Origin of the sequence: Kibdelosporangium aridum, assembly GCF_900176515.1 — a bacterium.
GTDB classification, from domain to species: Bacteria; Actinomycetota; Actinomycetes; order Mycobacteriales; family Pseudonocardiaceae; genus Kibdelosporangium; species Kibdelosporangium aridum.
In genome coordinates this window covers 516,689-531,563 of record NZ_FWXV01000003.1, presented here as the reverse complement: position 1 = coordinate 531,563, position 14,875 = coordinate 516,689, and the positions used below count along the sequence as shown (strand labels likewise).

The window sequence follows — 14,875 nt, the reverse complement described above, 5'->3', positions numbered from 1 at the left end:
ACCCGTTGACGGTTGAGGCTTCGAGACTTACCTTAAGTCGTGGAAGAAGTCCTCGTGACCCGGAGGCGGCATGGAAGCCCAGCTGTACATCGACGGACAGTTCACCCCGGCTGCCTCGGGACAAACGGGCCCAGTCCACGAGAAGGCCACCGGCAAGCAGCTAGGCACCTACGCCAAAGCCACCAAAGAGGACATTGACCGGGCCGTGCTTGCCGCCAGGCAAGCCCAGCAGGCATGGGCCGCCACCAGCGCCCCGGAACGATCAAACCTCCTGTTCGAGTTCGCCGAGGTGCTGCAGGGGCGCTTCGACGAGCTGGTCGAGCAGAGCATGCGGGAAACCGGGGGAGTACGAGCCAAGGCTGAGGACGAGGTCGGCACGTCGATCAAGCAGCTGCGCATCTCCGCCGTGCAGGTGGGCCAGAACGCCGGCGACATCCTCCCGCCGTACAAGGCAGGGAAGCTGTCGCTGTCCAGGGCGGTGCCCCTCGGGGTGATCGGCCTGATCACGCCCTGGAACTACCCGATGAACCTCGCGATGCGCGCGGTGGGCCCGGGTTTGGCGTTCGGCAACACGATCGTGCTCAAGCCGGCCGAACTGACACCGGTCATCGGTGGCCAGGTCCTTGCCGAGGCCGCACACGAAGCCGGTTTCCCGCCCGGCGTCTTCAATGTCGTGCCCGGTGACGGCGAGCAGGCAGGCTGGCCGCTTGCCACGCATCCCGGTCTTGACCTGATGGACTTCACCGGCTCACGCGAGATCGGCATCCGGATCGCCGAGGCCGCCGCGAGCAGCCTTCGCAACATCCGCCTCGAACTGGGCGGCAGCAATGCCTTCGTCATCCTCGATGACGCCGACATCGAGTTGGCGGCGTCGTGCGCGATGATCGCCTCGCTGGAGTTCCAGGGGCAGACGTGCATCAGCGCGAGCAGGCACATCGTGCACCGCGATGTCGCAGAGGCGTATCTCGACGCCGTGACCAAACGGGTTGCGGCGCTGAAGGTCGGAGATCCGTTCGACGCTGTCGATCAAGGGCCGCTGATCAGCGAGAAGCAGCGCGATCGGGTGCACAACGACATCGTCGGCAAGTCGATCGCGATGGGCGCGCGGTTGGTCAGCGGTGGGACGTATGAAGGTCTGTTCTACCGGCCGACCGTCCTTGCCGATGTCCGGCCGGGGATGCCCGCTTTCGACGAGGAGATCTTCGGGCCGGTGATCCCGGTGACCGTTGTGGACAGTGAGGACGAGGCGATCGACCTCGTCAACGGCTATCCCATGTTGATGAACTCGGTGTTCAGCGCTGACCTGATCCGCGGGATGCGTGTCGCCGAGCAGTTGCAGGCAGGCGAAGTGCACGTCAACGACGCGCACGCGCGCCACGGCGCGGAGAACCAGATGCCTGGTTTCACCAAGCGGCAATGGATCGGCGTTCAGCGCACTCCGCTGAAACTGCGGGGCTGAAGTTGCGGGGCTGAACTTGCCGGGGTGGACCGCGGGCGTCGCCGGGTAGAGTCCCGGGTCGCGGCGGAGGAACCCCACTGACACACATGTGAGCGGAGTACACCATGAGGAGTCAACGAAGACTCGCCGCAGTGCTGCTGGCTGCCGCACTCGCCGTCACCGCGTGCGGCGGTGACGAGGGCGCGGCGCCTGCTCCGACCGGCAAGGCCGAGCTGAGCTTCTGGGGCTGGGACCCCAACATGGACAAGGTCGTCGCGATCTGGAACGCGCAGAACCCGGACATCCAGGTCACGCTGACCAACCCGGCCGGTGGCGACCAGCTGGTCAACAAGATGGTCACCGCGCACCAGGCCGGCAACGGCCCGGACATCGCCAAGGTCGAGTACCAGTCGCTGCCCGCGCTGGTGTCCGGCGGTGTCGTGCGGGACATCACCGAGTACACATCGGACACCGTCAAGGACTTCGACGAGCCGACGCTCAAGGCGACCAAGTTCGAGGGCAAGGTGTACGGCATCCCGCAGGACGTCGCGCCGCTCATGCTGTTCTACCGGACCGACCTGTTCCAGCAGTACGGCTTGACCGTGCCGAAGACCTGGGATGAGTACAAGCAGACCGCGCAGACTCTCAAGCAGAAGGCGCCGAACACGTTCATCACCAACTTCGATGCCGCCGATCCCGGCTGGTTCGCCGGACTGGCCCAGCAGAACGGTGCTGACTGGTGGTCGACCAGCGGGACGAACTGGAAGGTCGACATCAACGGCGAGGCGTCCAAAAAGGTCGCCGCGTACTGGGAGGACCTGGTCAAGGCCGGTGTCGTCGACAAAGGCCCGTCGTTTTCCCCGCAGTGGAACAAGCAGATGAACGACGGCACGCTGGCCACGTGGATCTCCGGTGCCTGGGCGCCCGCGCAGTTCGCCGGGATCGCTCCGGACACCAAGGGCAAATGGGCCGTCGCGCCGCTGCCGACGTGGCAGGCGGGGGACAAGGCCACTGGGATCTGGGGTGGCTCGGCGATCACGGTGACCACAGACTCCAAGCGGCCGGCCGAGGCCGCGAAGTTCGTGTCGTGGCTGAACACCAATGCCGAAGCCGTGACGGCTCAGATCAAGAACATCAACGTGTACCCGGCGTCCACTTCGGGCAGGTCACTGCCGATCTTGACGCAGCCGCCGCCGTTCATGCCCAACCAGACGGACTACTACGAGGTGATCAAGCAGTCCGCGCCGAACGCCCGCAGCTTCCCGATGTGGGGTCCGAACGTGACGGTCACGTTCGCCAGCTACACCGACTCGTTCGGCAAGGCCATGCAGGCCGACAGTCCTTTTGCCGGTGCGCTGGACGCCATGCAGAACGCGACCGTCGCTGATATGAAGAAACTCGGGTTCACCCTGAACTAGGAAGCGGTGCATGAGGAAAACCAAGGGTCTGCCTTACTTCCTCGTGCTGCCCGCGGTGGTCTTGTTCCTGCTGTTCGTTGTCGCGCCTGGGATCTACGCACTCGTGCTGAGCTTCCAGGCGCGCAAGGTCAGTGGTGGGCTGCTGGCCGCGGGCAGCAGGGTGGTTTTCGTCGGGCTGGACAACTATCAGGGTGTGCTCGCCGATCCGGAGCTGATCGGCAGCGTGGTGCGGATGCTGCTCGTCGGCGTCATCACGGTCGGGCTGACCGTCGGGCTCGCTTTGCTTTTCGCGCTGCTGCTCGACGTGCCGCGGACCAGGCTGACCAGGTTCACCCGGCTGGCCATCTTCCTGCCTTACGCGGTGCCTGGTGTGATCGCCACGCTGTTGTGGGGCTTTCTCTACCTGCCGGCGACCAGTCCGGTCGGTGCGGACTTCTTCGGGTCCACTTCGGTCTTCTTCTCCGTGGCCAACGTGGTGGTGTGGGGCGCGGCCGGGTTCAACATGATCGTCGTCTTCACCGCGTTGCGGTCCATCCCCTCGGAGGTATACGAGGCCGCGCGGCTGGACGGGTGCGGTGAATGGAAGATGGCGCTGCGGATCAAGGTTCCGCTGGTCCGCCCGGCGATCGCGATGTGCACGCTGTTCAGCGTGCTGGCCGCGCTGCAGCTGGTCAACGAGCCGTTCACCCTCCGGCCGCTGTCCAATGCGATCTCGTCGGAGTGGACACCGATGATGAAGATCTACAAGGACGCCTTTGTGGACTCCGACATCTACAGCGCGGCGGCCACATCGGTGTTGTTCACGGTGGCCGCGCTGATCGTTTCGTTCGTCGCCGCGAAGGTCGTGCAGCGAGGTGTCCGATGAGGAGGGTCAACCTCGCCACGATCGGCCTGGTGCTCGGCGCCGTCTACACCCTCGCGCCGACGCTGTGGATCGTCGTCGCGGCGACGAAGTCCCCGGCGGAGCTGTTCTCCACGTCGACGTACCTGCCGTCGTTCAACGGCGGACTGGTCACCAACATCCGGGACCTGACGGCCTATCAGGACGGGATCTTCTGGCGCTGGATGCTCAACAGCTTCCTGTACGCCCTGATCGGCGGCGTCGTCGCGTCGCTGGTCTCGGCCGCCGCGGGGTACGCGCTGGCCAAATACGAGTTCTTCGGGCGAAAGGTCATCTTCAACACGATCCTCGCGGGCGTGTTGCTGCCGCAGATCGTGCTGGCCATCCCGCAGTACCTGCTGCTGTCCAAAGTGGGCATGACGGACACGTTCATTGGCGTGTTGTTGCCACAGTTGTTCAACCCGTACGGCATCTACCTGTGCCGGATCTACGCGGCCGCGTCCGTTCCGGAGTCCATGCTCGAGGCCGGGCGGCTGGACGGTGCCGGGGAGTTTCGCCTGTTCACGTCGATCGGCCTGCGTCTGATGGCACCCGGACTGGTCACCGTGTTCCTGCTGCAGTTCATCGTCATCTGGAACAACTTCCTGTTGCCCTTCGTGATGCTGACCAGTGATAGTCAGTTCCCTGTGACAGTTGGGCTGTACAGCCTCTTGCGGCACGGCGCCGCAGAGGCTTCGCTTTACTCGTTGGTCATCACTGGGACACTGCTGTCCGTCTTGCCGGTCATTGCCCTGTTCCTGGCCTTGCAGCGGTACTGGCGGATCGATCTGGTGAGCGGCTCGGTGAAGCAATGATTACTTTACGCCTTAAATTTAGGGTGATTTCGTAACCTGCCCGTTATTGACGTGACCCGAGCCACGCGGTTGACTCCCACCCATTGGCCGGATCGCGACCGGCGAACGTGAGAGCGTGTCCATGCACGTACACGCAGGGGTCGAGATACCCCGGCACCGCCGCATGCCGGGTGAGTTCGCGAGTTGTCCCAAAGCTGTGCCCGAGAGTAGTTCCACAACCGAACCAAGACCACGAAGGAGGATCCATGCGAGCCAAGCGCACTGCCGCCTTAGCCCTCGCTGGCATCCTGTCGATGGCCAGCCTCGCCGCCTGCAGCAGCAGCAACAGCGGGGCCAGCAACACCAGCGCGACGACCGTGCTGAACGTTGGCATGCCCAACGGCCCGCAGACGGAGAACAACAACCCGTTCGTGAACACGTCGGCTGCCCGCCAGTCGGGATACATGCGGGCCATCTACGAGCCGCTCGTGATGTACAACGAGATCCGGTCGAACGACGTCACCAAGCCGTGGCTGGCCAGCTCATGGGAGTGGTCGGACAACTACAAGAAGATCGTCTTCACGATCCGGGACAACGTGACGTGGTCCGACGGCAAGCCGCTGACCGCTGAGGACGTCGCCTACACCTTCCAACTGCTGCGCGACAACCCCGGGCTGAACATCGACAGCGTCAAGTACAAGGACATCAGCTTCGAGGGCAACAAGGTCACGCTGGGCTTCGAGGGCTCGCAGTTCGTCTACCAGAAGAAGATCTACGAGCAGTTCATCGTGCCCAAGCACCAGTGGTCGACGTTCTCGTCACCGGCCACCGAGACGGTGAAGAACCCGATCGGCAGCGGCCCGTACACGCTCAAGACCTTCACGCCGCAGACCGTCACGGTCGTCGCTCGCGACAACTACTGGCAGCAGGCGCCCGCGGTCAAGGAGATCCGCTACACCTCCTACAACGACAACCAGGCGCAGACCACGGCGCTGGCCACCGGCCAGGCCGAGTGGAGCTACGTGTTCATCCCGAACCCGCAGGCGGTCTACACCAGCAAGGACCCGAAGAACTACAAGCTGTGGTTCCCCTCCGCGCTCGGTGTGCACGGCCTGGTGATCAACACGAAGGTCGCCCCGTGGGACAACAAGTACCTGCGACGCGCGGTCAGCATGGTCGTCAACCGCGACGACATCTTCACCCAGGGCGAGGCGGGGTACTTCTACCCGAAGATCGAGAACGTCACGGGTATCCCGACCCCGGCCGGTGAGCCGTTCATCGCGCCGGAGTTCAAGGGCCAGAACTACAAGATCGACGTCGCCGGTGCCAAGGCGCTGCTGACCAGCAACGGTTTCAGCTACCAGGGCGAGACGCTGCTCGACCCGACCGGCAAGCCGGTCACGCTGCGCACGATCGTGCCGTCCGGCTGGTCGGACTACGTGACCAACCTGGAGATCATCAAGGACAACCTCAAGGGCATCGGGATCGAGAGCACGGTTGACAAGATCAACCAGGATGCCTGGGGCAAGGCCATCGACACCGGTGACTTCGGCGGTTCGATGCGGTGGACCAACAACGGCAACACGCCGTACGACATCTACCAGACCATCATGGACGGCGCGCTGTACAAGCCGATCGGTACTGGTGGCATCAACGGCAACTACGGCCGGTTCGAGAACGCGGCGGCCACGGCGGCGCTCAACACGTACGCCAACGCCACCGATGAGGCCGCACGTACTGCCGCGATGAACGAGCTGCAGAAGATCTTCGTCGACGAGATGCCGATGATCATCACCTCCGAGGGCAACGTGGGCGGCCAGTACAGCACGAAGAACTGGGTCGGCTGGCCGGACGAGCAGAACAACTACGCTCCCGCGCAGCCGACGCAGGAGAACGCGCTGGACATCATCATGAGCCTCAAGCCAGCTACGGCCTCATGACGGCGAGCGGTATGAAGGCGTCGGCCTCCGAGACCACCGAGGTGGTTCTGGAGGCCGATGGCCTGACCAAGCACTTCCCGGTCCGCAAGCGCGGCCGGGAGGTGCTTTCCAGAGTGGCCAGGGTGGTCCGGGCGGTCGACGACGTCACGTTGACGTTGCGGCGTGGCCGGGTGACGGCGCTCGTCGGCGAGTCCGGCTCGGGCAAGTCCACTGTGGCCAGGCTCCTCGCCCAGCTGTACGGCCGGACCTCCGGCGACATCAAGCTGCACGGCGAGTCGGTCTCAGTGAAGTCCGGCAAGAAGTTCCGGGCGTACTCCAAACGGGTCCAGATGATCTTCCAGGACCCGTTCGCGTCGCTGAACCCGGTGCACACCGTCCGGTATCACCTGACCAGGGCGCTGAAGATCCACAACCGGGCGGGCAAGACCAAAGAGGACCTGGAGAAGGCGCTCGCGGATCTGCTGACGAGGGTGCAGCTGACGCCGCCGGAGCGCTACATCGACAAGTTCCCGCACGAACTGTCCGGCGGACAGCGCCAGCGCGTGGCGATCGCCCGTGCGCTCGGCGCGGATCCCGAGGCGCTGCTCGCCGACGAGCCGGTGTCCATGTTGGACGTCTCGATCCGGCTCGGCGTGCTGAACCTGCTGCGGGATCTGAAGGAGCGCCTGAACCTGGCGATCCTGTACATCACGCACGACATCGCTTCGGCGCGGTACTTCGCCGACGAGACGATCGTGATGTACGCGGGGCGCATCGTCGAAGGCGGCGACAGCGAGACCGTCACCCAGCGGCCCGCGCACCCGTACACGCAGCTGTTGATCGACTCGGCACCGGATCCCGACCAGATCGCCGCGCACGCGGTGAGCGAGAAGGACCGGGGCACGGGCGAGCCGCCCAGCCTGATCAACCCGCCGTCCGGTTGCCGGTTCCACCCGCGCTGCCCGCACGTGATGGACCGCTGCAAGACCGACCTGCCGCCGCGGTTCGACATCGGCGACGGTCAAGGACACTTCGCGGCGTGCTGGCTGTACGCGGAGGAGAGGCGATGAGTTATCTATTCAAACGCGTCTTCTTCTACGTTTTCACCGCATGGGCCGCGATCACGCTGAACTTCTTCATCCCCCGGGTCATGCCGGGTGACCCGGTGCAGTCGCTGATCACCAAGGCCCGCGGCCAGATGACCAGCGACTCGATCCAGTCGCTGTACATCCTTTTCGGACTGGACAAGAACGAAAGCCTGCTCTCGCAGTACTTCAAGTACTGGGGTCAGCTGTTCCGCGGCGACCTCGGGATGTCGTTCACGTTCTTCCCCAGCCAGGTCGGCGAGGTGATCGGCCAGGCGCTGCCGTGGACGCTGCTGCTCGTCGGCATCACCACCGTGATCGGCTTCCTGATCGGCACCGGGCTCGGCACGCTGGCCGGGTGGCGGCGCGGATCATGGATCGACGCGCTGATCCCGGTGACGACGTTCCTGTCGTCCATTCCGTACTTCTGGCTCGGCTTGATCGCCATCGCGCTGCTGACCGGACCGGACAGCTTCTTCCCGGCCAGCAACGGTTACGACACCGGGCTGACGCCCGGCTGGGACATGGAGTTCATCGGCAGCGCGATCCAGCACAGCCTGCTGCCCGCGTTCACCATCCTGATCTCTTCGATGGCCGGCTGGATCCTTAGCATGCGCAACATGATGGTCACGGTGGCGTCCGAGGACTACGTCACGGTGGCGCACGCCAAGGGCCTGCCCGAACGCCGGGTGATGGTCGGCTACGCGGCACGTAACGCGTTGCTGCCCAACGTGTCCGGCTTCGCCTTGTCCCTCGGCTTCATCGTCGGCGGGACACTGCTCGTCGAGATCGTGTTCTCCTACCCGGGGCTCGGCTTCCTGCTGTTCCAGGGCGTCGGCACCAAGGACTACCCGTTGCTGCAGGGCATCTTCCTGATCATCACGTTGTCCGTGTTGCTGGCCAACTTCGTCGCGGACCTGGCGTACATGCTGTTGGACCCGCGTACCCGAAGGGAGGGCTGAGCGATGGCCACACCGTCTGTTGTGGACGCGACGCCGGTCGCCGCCGCGCCGATCAAGGCCAAGCGGCGCAGGCTGCGGTTCGTCGCCAACCCGAAGGCCGCGATCGGGCTCGGGATGATGGGTTTCTTCGTCGTGCTGGCGATCATCGGGCCGTTCATCGCGCCCTACGACCCGTCCGCGCGGTCGAACGCGTTGGTCGAGGGGCCGTCCGCCGCGCACTGGCTCGGCACGACGCACCTCGGTCAGGACGTGTTCAGCCAGCTGGTCTCCGGTACTCGCAGCGTGATCCTGGTCGGGCTGCTCGCAGGCGCGATCGCGACAGTGCTGTCGTTGCTGATCGGTGTGACGTCGGGGTATCTCTCCGGGGCCGGGGCGGAGAGCTTGTCCGCACTGTCCAATGTGTTCCTGGTGATCCCGGCACTGCCGTTGATCATCATCATCACGTCGATCCTGCCGGAGACCACCGACCTCACGATCGCGCTCGTGATCGGGCTGACGTCGTGGGCGTGGGGCGCCCGCGTGCTCAGAGCGCAAACGCTCTCGTTGCGGCGCAGGGACTACGTCGAAGCCGCCAGGGCGACCGGTGAGAAGACGTGGCGGATCATCATCTTCGAGATCATGCCCAACCTGACCGCGGTCATCGCGTCGAACTTCATCGGCACGGTGATCTTCGCCGTCACCTCCGAGATCACACTGGCGTTCATCGGTGTGAACACCAGTGGTGACAACTGGAACTGGGGCACGATCCTGTTCTGGGCGCAGGGCCAGCAAGCGCTCGCTCAGGGCGCGTGGTGGTGGTTCGTACCGGCCGGTCTGGCGATCGCGCTGCTCGGCACCGCGTTGTCGCTGCTGAACTTCGGCATCGACGAGTTCGTCAGCCCGCGCCTGCGCAGCAACGGCAAGTCCAAGGTCAAGACGGTCGACGGGCACAGCGTGCGGATGCGGGTCGGGTTCACCCCGGTGCTCGGCTTTGGGCGGAAGGACGACTCGATATGAGCGACGCCGTGCTCGAGGTCAGGAACCTCGATGTCGACTATGGACTCGGCGACGAGGCCGTGCAGGCCGTCAAGGATGTGAACCTCACCTTGCACAGGGGTGAGGTACTCGGCCTGGCAGGCGAAAGCGGCAGCGGCAAGTCGACCCTCGCGTATGGACTGACCAGGTTGTTGCCGCCGCCAGGGGTGATCGCGGGCGGCGAGGTCATCTACCACGCCGAGAACGGCGAAACCGCCGACATCATGCGGATGACCGACGCTGAACTGCGCAAGTTCCGCTGGGCCGAGACCGCGATCGTGTTCCAGGGCGCGATGAACTCGCTCAACCCGGTGCACAAGATCTCCACCCAGATGACCGACGTGATCAAGGCGCACGACCCGGAATCCACCCCGCGCTCCCGGCTCGACCGGGCCAAGGAGATGCTGTCGCTGGTGGGGATCTCCGCCGACCGGCTGGAGGCGTACCCGCACCAGCTGTCCGGTGGCATGCGCCAGCGCGTGATGATCGGCATGGCGCTCGCGCTCGATCCACGGGTCGTGATCATGGACGAGCCGACCACGGCGCTGGACGTGGTGATCCAGCGGCAGATCCTCGGCCAGATCATCGAGCTGCGTGAGCGGCTCGGCTTCTCGGTGCTGTTCATCACGCACGACCTGTCGCTGCTGGTCGAGTTCTCCGACCGGATCGCGATCATGTACGGCGGCCGGATCGTCGAAGAGGCACCGGCCGCGGAAATCTACCGGGACTCACTGCACCCTTACAGTGACGGTTTGCTGCACTCCTTCCCCGCGCTGCGTGGGCCGCGCAGGGAACTGACCGGTATCCCCGGCTCTCCGCCGGATCTGCGCGCGATGCCAACCGGCTGCGCGTTCCATCCACGCTGTCCCAAGGCCTTCGACCCGTGCGCGACGAACCTGCCGGTGCTGGGAATTCCCGAGACACATACCGGTCAGCAGCGTACGGTGGCCTGCTGGCTGCACCCCATCCACTGAATGGTTCTGACTAGGAGACCTATGGATACAACTGCGCCAACCGTCGGAACCCCCGAAACAAGGGAAAGCACCGATCCGATCGACACGCTGCCGTCCTCATTCCGTTGGGGTGTCGCGACTTCGGCGTATCAGATCGAAGGAGCGTATGACGAGGACGGGCGAACACCCTCCATCTGGGACACGTACTGCCGGACTCCGGGAATGGTGCACGACGGCGACAACGGTGACGTCGCCTGCGACCACTACCACCGGATGCCGGAGGACGTCGAGCTGATCCGTTCACTCGGCGTCGACACGTACCGGTTCTCGGTGGCGTGGCCGCGCGTGCAGCCGGGCGGTCGTGGCCCGGTGAACCACGCGGGCTTGGCGTTCTATGACCGGCTGGTGGACGAACTGCTGGGCAAGGGCATCGATCCGTGGGTCACCCTGTACCACTGGGACCTGCCGCAGGAGCTGGAGGACGAAGGCGGCTGGCCGGTGCGGGACACCGCATACCGGTTCGCCGACTACGCGATGCTGGTGTTCGACCAGCTGAAGGACCGCGTACAGACGTGGACGACGCTGAACGAGCCGTGGTGCTCGGCAATGCTCGGCTACGGCAACGGCCGCCAGGCACCTGGCCGTCAGGACATGCCCGCGGCGATCTCGGCGGTGCACCACCTCCTGCTCGGTCATGGCCTTGCCACGCAACGGATGCGGGCCGCCGCGCCTCGTCCGATCGAACTGGGCATCACACTGAACATGGGTACCTCGGAGCCCGCGACGGACTCGGAGCTGGACATCGCCGCGGCCCGCCGCGCCGACGGCCTTGGCGTCCGGATCTACATGGATCCGTTGGTGCACGGTCGTTACCCGGCTGACGTGGTCGAAGACCTCGCGGCGCGTGGTATCCGGATCCCGGTCCGGCCAGGCGACCTCAGCGTGATCTCGGCACCGATCGACGTGCTCGGTGTGAACTTCTACAGTGGACACGTCTTCTCGGGCCTCGACGAGAACGGCAAGGATCGCGACGCGGACGGCAACCCCGTCGAGCGTTCCATCCCGCAAGGTCACCCGGTGACCGCGATGGGCTGGGAGATCGTGCCGGACGAGTTCACCAAGCTGCTGGTCCGGCTGTCCAAGGACTACCCGGGCCTGCCGATGGTGATCACCGAGAACGGCGCGGCATTCGACGACGAGCCGGACGCCGCGGGCTTCGTCAGGGACTTCGACCGGGTCGACTACTTCAACACCCACATCGGCGCGGTCGCGCGTGCACGTCAGGCGGGGGCCGACGTGCGCGGGTACTTCGCCTGGTCGTTGATGGACAACTTCGAGTGGTCCTACGGCTACGAGAAGCGATTCGGGATTGTTCGCGTGGACTACGAAACCCAAGTCCGCACACCGAAGCAAAGTGCACTGTGGTACCGGGACACGATCAAGCGGGTCCGCGGGCACTGAGTTTGCTTTGTTGGAGGCCGCCTTCCCGTGGGGGAGGCGGCCTTCGGTGTTTCGGGCTTTGCTGCGGCGATCTTGCATTCTGCCCGTGATCGTCAAGTGGTTGCTGTCGCGACCTTGCATGCTTCCCTGTGATTTGCCAGGTGGTTGGGGCGGCGCGATTTGGTGTGGGGCCCCTGCGCCGCAAAAGGCAGGGAAAGCGGGCAGGACCTGCGGCCCTGCCCCGCCGACAAGCTTATTTGCGGCGCCACCCCACACAAAATCGCGCCGCTCCGTGGTCACCTTCTTCAGGGTTCTTCGGCCGACCGGCGTCGCTCTGTGGTCACCTTCTTCTGGCTTCTTGGCTGATCTTGTGCCGCTCTGTGGTCACCTTCCTCAGCCTTCTTGGTTGGCCTTGCGTCGCCCCAACCACCTTTTGACACCAGTGCCGTGTCAGCCCCGGGGAACCGTGAAGCTCACAATCGCAGGGTTGTTCCAGTCGCTCGATGCCACCGTGGCGCCCTTGGCTGCCACCTGGCGGACCTTGTCCTGTCCCTGCTGGACGGTCGGGTTCCGTCCATCGATGGCCGGAGCGACATTGTGGACACTCGCCATCGTCACCAAGTAGTTGTTGCTGGTGTAGAAGCTGGTGTCCCCCGCGAACCACCCGTTCGCATCCCCATCAAACGTCACGTACCACTGCGCCCTCGTGCCACCGTTGTCCCCGACGCGAGGATCCGTGGCCGACGCACCATTGATCGTCGGGAACATCATCGCCGACCCCAAGTTGCTGCCGAGGCCCGTGAGGTAGTCCGCGTATTCGTGGTGCGTGTCGTAGTTGTCAAAGGGATTGCCGACTTCGAACGCGCCTGTGATCAAGGTGAACAAGAACTTCCCGCGCGACCCCTCCCGGCTCGGCCAAGCCCCTGCCTTCACCGCCGCGTCCAGCGTCGCGTGACTTCCCTTGACGTCAGCGGGCTTCAACACGTTTCCCGCACCCAGCGACGAAGCGATCAGTGCGTCAAGCTGAGCAGCGCCGAACCCGCCTCGGCCGTCGTAGCCGTTCTTCGCTTCCAGTTTGATGATCAGTGGTGGGTGGTTCGGGTTCTGGTCGTGCCATAACTTGATGTTCCGCAGGCATGCTTCCATGCTTTGGTTGCGTGAGCCTGTGCGTAATGCGCTGAAGGTCGTCGCGGAGGAACAGTTGTTGGCCGGTGCCCATGGTTCGTGGCTCACTTGATAGCGCCTGCTGCCAAGGAAGTTCTGCCAGACGTCCAGTTCGAGCATCGACGCACCGGACTCCAGTGCGTCGATCATCCATGGGAAAGTGCCTTGTTCGTATGCGTTGTGCACTCCCACGCCCGTTATGCCCGCGATTGAGGCATCGGCTGCGTGTGCGGTCATCGGCGTGGTGATCGCTAAGGCGGCGGCCAACGTCAGGGCCAAGCGCTTCATCGGGTCTCCCAAGGCTAAGGGGAACAACGATTTACAACCTTGAACCAACCGATATACAACGGAACCGGCCACGTCCAGTCAAGATCAAACAGGATAGTTGTCCCGCATTCCCCACGTTCGGCGCAAGCAATTGGTGGGAATGTTCCGATCTGTTCGTAAACCCTTGGTTGTGCCATGATGCGGGAAACGGACCGGGGGTCGGGCCATGGTGGAAACCGTTCTCAGTGTTGTCCTGCAGCATCACAACCGGTTGTTCCGCGAAATGCTCGCAGCGCACCTGGCGCGCGAGCCGGATATCGCGATGTTCGGCACCGCAGCGTCGGGGCCGGAACTCATCCAGCTCTGCGACCTGCGCAGGCCAAGCATCGCGCTGTTCGAGGCGGACGCGCCCAGATGGAGCAACGATCGGCTGGTTTCGCTGCTGTTGCCGCCCGGCAGGCCGATGCGAATGATTGGCCTGCATCAATCTTTGACGACCGGGCAGGTGATTCGGGCCTATGAAGCCGGAGTGAGTGCTTTGGTGCCGTACTCCGGTGGCCTTGAGGCGTTGCTGGCGGCGATCAGGGCGCCGTCCTCGGCAATTGAGACCGCACGGGCGAAGCGCGGCGGCGGGGACGCGCTTACCCAGCGGGAACTGGAAGTCCTCTACCTCGTCTGCGCGGGTTATCCACCTCGGCAAATCGGACTGGAACTGGGGATCAGCCCGCATACCGTGGAGAACCACAAGCAGCGCATCTTCGCCAAACTCGGCGTCCACAACCAGGCGCACGCCGCGGCCAGCGCAGTCCGTCTCGGCCTGTTGTCGCAGGCGCAACCGGCGAGGCTGGACGGTCTAGCGCAGGAACGAAGACCTGGCCTGCGGGTCGTACTGGCCAAGAGCGACGGCCCGGTCGCCGATCGGGCAAGGGAAGTGTTCGACAAACACCACATCATCGTGGTCGACACGCAGGCCGTGCCCAAGCAACGCGCGGAAGGCGACACCAAGGACGACTCGGCCGTCACGGTGTTGATCGATCCGCAGCCGACGAGCTGGAGCGCACAGCCAGGCCGTGGTGTCGTTGCCGTCACCAGCGAAGAACCCAAGCAACACCTGATGGCGCAGGCCGTTGCCAGTGGTGTGACGGTCCTGCCTTCGTCCTTAATGGACCGTTTGCTGGTGCCGGCCGTCGAGGCCGCGAACGCCGGGTACGTGCTGATCAGTTCCGCGTACTCGCGTGCGGTGCTGGGGCCGCCTGGCGGGGAATGGCGCCGATGGCAGCTCGCTCTCACCCCGCGTGAACAGGAGATCCTGTCCGCGATCGCCCAGGGGCACACCACCAAACAAACCGCGCGATTGCTTGGTATATCCGTACGCACTGTCGAGAACCTGCAGGGCAACCTGTTCCGGAAGTTACGGGTGCACCGCAAGGCGGCCGCATTGGTGGTCGCGCATGAACTCGGCCTGCTTGAGGAGTGATCCGGGCTGAAATACGCGGCACTTTGCCGTCGAATCGGCACGTATCCCGGTCCATTGAAATGAC

At 64.5% G+C, this 14,875-nt stretch carries 12 protein-coding genes; 11 read left to right on the top strand and 1 reads right to left on the bottom strand.

Features of this window, described 5'->3' with window-relative positions:
* Positions 1-70 precede the first annotated feature (70 nt).
* From B9C43_RS21450 to B9C43_RS21405, 10 genes are all read left to right on the top strand, one after another.
* Positions 71-1,459, top strand: coding sequence for an aldehyde dehydrogenase family protein (locus tag B9C43_RS21450; protein ID WP_084428656.1), 1,389 nt, complete (start codon positions 71-73; stop codon positions 1,457-1,459).
* Positions 1,460-1,563: 104 nt separating this feature from the next.
* Entirely contained in the window at positions 1,564-2,856 is a 1,293-nt protein-coding gene (locus tag B9C43_RS21445; RefSeq protein WP_033381356.1) for an ABC transporter substrate-binding protein, read from the top strand.
* Between the two features lie 10 nt (positions 2,857-2,866).
* Complete coding sequence (locus B9C43_RS21440) at positions 2,867-3,721, top strand: carbohydrate ABC transporter permease (RefSeq protein WP_084428655.1); 855 nt, start codon at positions 2,867-2,869, stop codon at positions 3,719-3,721.
* Positions 3,718-4,551 carry a carbohydrate ABC transporter permease gene (locus B9C43_RS21435; RefSeq protein ID WP_084428654.1) on the top strand — a complete coding sequence of 278 codons (834 nt, stop codon included), beginning with the start codon at positions 3,718-3,720 and terminating at the stop codon, positions 4,549-4,551. Before B9C43_RS21440 ends, B9C43_RS21435 begins: the two co-directional genes overlap by 4 nt.
* Positions 4,552-4,796: 245 nt before the next feature.
* On the top strand, positions 4,797-6,470 hold the full coding sequence (locus tag B9C43_RS21430; RefSeq protein WP_033381353.1) for an ABC transporter substrate-binding protein: 1,674 nt from the start codon (positions 4,797-4,799) through the stop codon (positions 6,468-6,470).
* Between the two features lie 11 nt (positions 6,471-6,481).
* On the top strand, positions 6,482-7,519 hold the full coding sequence (locus B9C43_RS21425; protein ID WP_235038751.1) for an ABC transporter ATP-binding protein: 1,038 nt from the start codon (positions 6,482-6,484) through the stop codon (positions 7,517-7,519).
* Positions 7,516-8,496 carry an ABC transporter permease gene (locus B9C43_RS21420; protein ID WP_084428652.1) on the top strand — a complete coding sequence of 327 codons (981 nt, stop codon included), beginning with the start codon at positions 7,516-7,518 and terminating at the stop codon, positions 8,494-8,496. Before B9C43_RS21425 ends, B9C43_RS21420 begins: the two co-directional genes overlap by 4 nt.
* 3 nt (positions 8,497-8,499) lie before the next feature.
* Positions 8,500-9,492 (top strand): ABC transporter permease, encoded by a 993-nt coding sequence (locus B9C43_RS21415; RefSeq protein WP_033381351.1) that lies wholly within the window; start codon positions 8,500-8,502, stop codon positions 9,490-9,492.
* Positions 9,489-10,484, top strand: a complete 996-nt coding sequence (locus tag B9C43_RS21410) for an ABC transporter ATP-binding protein (RefSeq protein ID WP_033381350.1) — start codon at positions 9,489-9,491, stop codon at positions 10,482-10,484. Before B9C43_RS21415 ends, B9C43_RS21410 begins: the two co-directional genes overlap by 4 nt.
* Positions 10,485-10,505: 21 nt before the next feature.
* The gene (locus B9C43_RS21405) at positions 10,506-11,924 is read left to right on the top strand and encodes a GH1 family beta-glucosidase (protein ID WP_033381349.1); all 1,419 of its coding nucleotides are present in this window, start codon (positions 10,506-10,508) and stop codon (positions 11,922-11,924) included.
* Between the two features lie 429 nt (positions 11,925-12,353).
* Here B9C43_RS21405 and B9C43_RS21400 read toward each other — a convergent pair whose 3' ends face one another.
* Positions 12,354-13,355: a phosphatidylinositol-specific phospholipase C domain-containing protein gene (locus B9C43_RS21400; protein WP_084428651.1), complete on the bottom strand. Its 1,002-nt coding sequence runs from the start codon at positions 13,353-13,355 to the stop codon at positions 12,354-12,356.
* Between the two features lie 205 nt (positions 13,356-13,560).
* Between B9C43_RS21400 and B9C43_RS21395 the strand changes: the two genes are divergently transcribed.
* Complete coding sequence (locus B9C43_RS21395) at positions 13,561-14,811, top strand: response regulator transcription factor (RefSeq protein WP_084428650.1); 1,251 nt, start codon at positions 13,561-13,563, stop codon at positions 14,809-14,811.
* The last annotated feature ends 64 nt before the right edge of the window (positions 14,812-14,875 follow it).